This is a genomic window from Priestia sp. P5_B4, assembly GCF_056400385.1.
This window is the reverse complement of sequence record NZ_JBFULJ010000587.1, coordinates 1-2,420: the sequence shown is the minus strand read 5'-3', so window position 1 is coordinate 2,420 and position 2,420 is coordinate 1. Positions and strand designations below refer to the sequence as shown.

General features: G+C 38.4%; 3 protein-coding genes. 1 reads left to right on the top strand and 2 read right to left on the bottom strand.

Annotation, left to right across the window (positions count from 1 at the left end):
• Both AC1DRF_RS23320 and AC1DRF_RS23315 read right to left on the bottom strand, forming a co-directional pair.
• The coding region (locus AC1DRF_RS23320) for an ATP-binding protein (protein ID WP_477741813.1) at positions 1 to 540 on the bottom strand (540 nt) is incomplete at its 3' end.
• 1 nt (position 541) lies between these two features.
• Complete coding sequence (locus tag AC1DRF_RS23315; protein ID WP_427075120.1) at positions 542 to 1,213, bottom strand: response regulator transcription factor; 672 nt, start codon at positions 1,211 to 1,213, stop codon at positions 542 to 544.
• A 325-nt stretch (positions 1,214 to 1,538) separates the two neighbouring features.
• Between AC1DRF_RS23315 and AC1DRF_RS23310 the strand changes: the two genes are divergently transcribed.
• On the top strand, positions 1,539 to 2,357 hold the full coding sequence (locus AC1DRF_RS23310; RefSeq protein WP_013058559.1) for a squalene/phytoene synthase family protein: 819 nt from the start codon (positions 1,539 to 1,541) through the stop codon (positions 2,355 to 2,357).
• The last annotated feature ends 63 nt before the right edge of the window (positions 2,358 to 2,420 follow it).

The following is a 2,420-nucleotide window of genomic DNA, read 5'->3' as shown; positions in this document are numbered from 1 at the left end:
GTACTGCAGGCGTGCAGAATATAAATTCTGATCTACTAATCCGTCAATTTTCATCCACTCATCTTCAATATCCTTTAGCCAAGGCCATTTATAAAGCTCTGTACGATGAGCATTAATAAGCAGCTTCATCGCAGTAAGCGGCGTCTTGATCTCATGAACCCAAGTCGTTACATATTCCTGCTGCTCTCGCTGCTGTACGTGAAGAGCATGAGTTTGTCTGCGATACACACGATCTATATGCTGCAGCAAACTCAGCATATCTTCATCTGCTTTTGTTCGAACATATGGCTGCATTTCTTGCAAATCGTACGCATCATTCCGCAGCATTAAGCTCAACTTTTTTAGAAATCTTCTTTCTTTTACTCCTCTCCATAAAAGAAACAGAATCAGCAGACACAGCGTTAATAGATTCAAATACCAAAACGAAGTGGACGACACCTTAATATCATACTCAAGCAGCAGCAGAGCATCGATTACACTCAGCCATATAAGAACAAATAAAATCCAGCTTAGTCTCTCTCTTAAAAAACTTTTCCACATCTTAATTCACCAAATATCCTTGGCCTTTTTTGGTCACAATTTTATCATTCAGCCCGATGTCTTCCAGCTTGGTGCGAATGCGTGTGATGTTGACAGAAAGCGTATTGTCACTTACAAATTTCTCATCTTCCCATAACCTTCGCATAAGCTCTTCTCGCGATACAATCTTGCCTCGTTCTTCCAAAAGAAGCCGTAAAATAAAAAATTCATTTTTCGTTAAATGAATTTCTTGATCGTTGTAATGCAAACTTCCTTTTTTTAAGTCTAGCACCGCGCCGTTCCACTCGATAACGTCTGAAATCGTGTCTCCATATGAATACGTTCTGCGCAGAAGGGCCTGCACTTTAGCAACAAGAACATCCAAGTTAAACGGCTTTTGAATATAGTCATCTGCCCCAACATTCATTGCCATAACAATATCCATTGGATGTTCACGAGAGGAAAGAAAGACGATAGGAGTTTTTGAAACTGCACGTATTTGCTGACACCAGTAAAACCCGTCATATACAGGCAAATTCACGTCTAAAATAACAAGCTCTGGGCTTTCTCCAATAAATACTTCCATTACCTTTTGAAAGTCTTCTACTCCAGCCACTTCAAATGACCACTGTTCAAATTTCTCTTTCACTAATTCATATATTTTATCATCGTCTTCTACTATTAAAATTTTCATACATTCACCTCTGTATTGTCCTATATATTATGTATAACCTACTGTTGAATACTTTTTTAAAAGCTCATCTAATCCATTAGCATGACAGCAATTTTCTTAAAAATAAACCATTTATTTCTGTAAAACGAAGACTGAACGAGTATTATCGTAGTGTAAACTTGTATATGTTACAAGTTTCTCTGTTCAAATACTACAAAATAATGACAATATCGTTAATAAGTAATCTTTAAACTCCATTAAATGCTCATTTTTTGTTACTATAGTATATAAGATGAAAACTTAAACTAATTTGACATGTGGATATGTAAAAAGGAGCTAGTTATCAATGAGTGTACCCAACAAATTACGCGACAACGCAATGGTGATGTTAAAAGAGACAAGCCGAACATTTTTTATTCCAATTAGCCATTTGCCGGCAGAATTGCAGGATGCAGTAGGATCTGCTTACTTATGTATGAGGGCAATTGATGAAATTGAAGATCACCCTGAGCTAGAAGCCGGTGTAAAAAGCCGCTTGCTTTACGCCATTAGTGACCTGTTAAAAAAGTCTTTTAACGAAGACGAGTACATGGCATTAGTAGGTCCTTATCAAGCTGATTTACCTGACGTAACGCTTCAGCTCGGCAACTGGATTGCGCTTTGTCCGACTGGAGTTGCAGATCAAGTATTAGATGCAACTTCTATTATGGCCAAAGGAATGGCCGATTGGGTAGAAAAAGACTGGCATATTCAAAATGAAGCGGATTTAGATGACTATACGTTCTACGTAGCTGGTCTAGTAGGTGTGATGCTTAATGACATTTGGAAATGGTATGACGGCACGGAAACAGATAAAGAATTAGCTATTGCGTTTGGACGCGGCTTGCAGTCTGTTAATATCCTGCGTAATACCTCGGAAGATTCAGAGCGCGGAGTCAGCTTCTTTCCTAACAATTGGAGCAGAGAAGATATGTTTGCCTACGCTCGCCGCAATCTTTCACTAGGAAAGAAATATTTAGAAGATGTTAAATCGCTTCCGATCCTTCATTTCTGTAAAATTCCGTTAGCGCTTGCTGATGGAACATTAAACGCCTTGATGAAAGGAAAAGAAAAAATGACGCGTGACGATGTAAATAAAACGGTAAATGAAGTTGTGGATATGTAAAAACAAAAGCACGGAGCCCCTGGGTTCCGTGCTTTTTATATCTCTACCTGCAGACTTTCATAT

What these genes read in the sequence shown, in the direction of transcription:
- AC1DRF_RS23315 (WP_427075120.1), bottom strand. Translation starts at nt 1,213, where the DNA reads ATGAAAATTTTAATAGTAGAAGACGATGATAAAATATATGAATTAGTG.
- AC1DRF_RS23310 (WP_013058559.1), top strand. Translation starts at nt 1,539, where the DNA reads ATGAGTGTACCCAACAAATTACGCGACAACGCAATGGTGATGTTAAAA.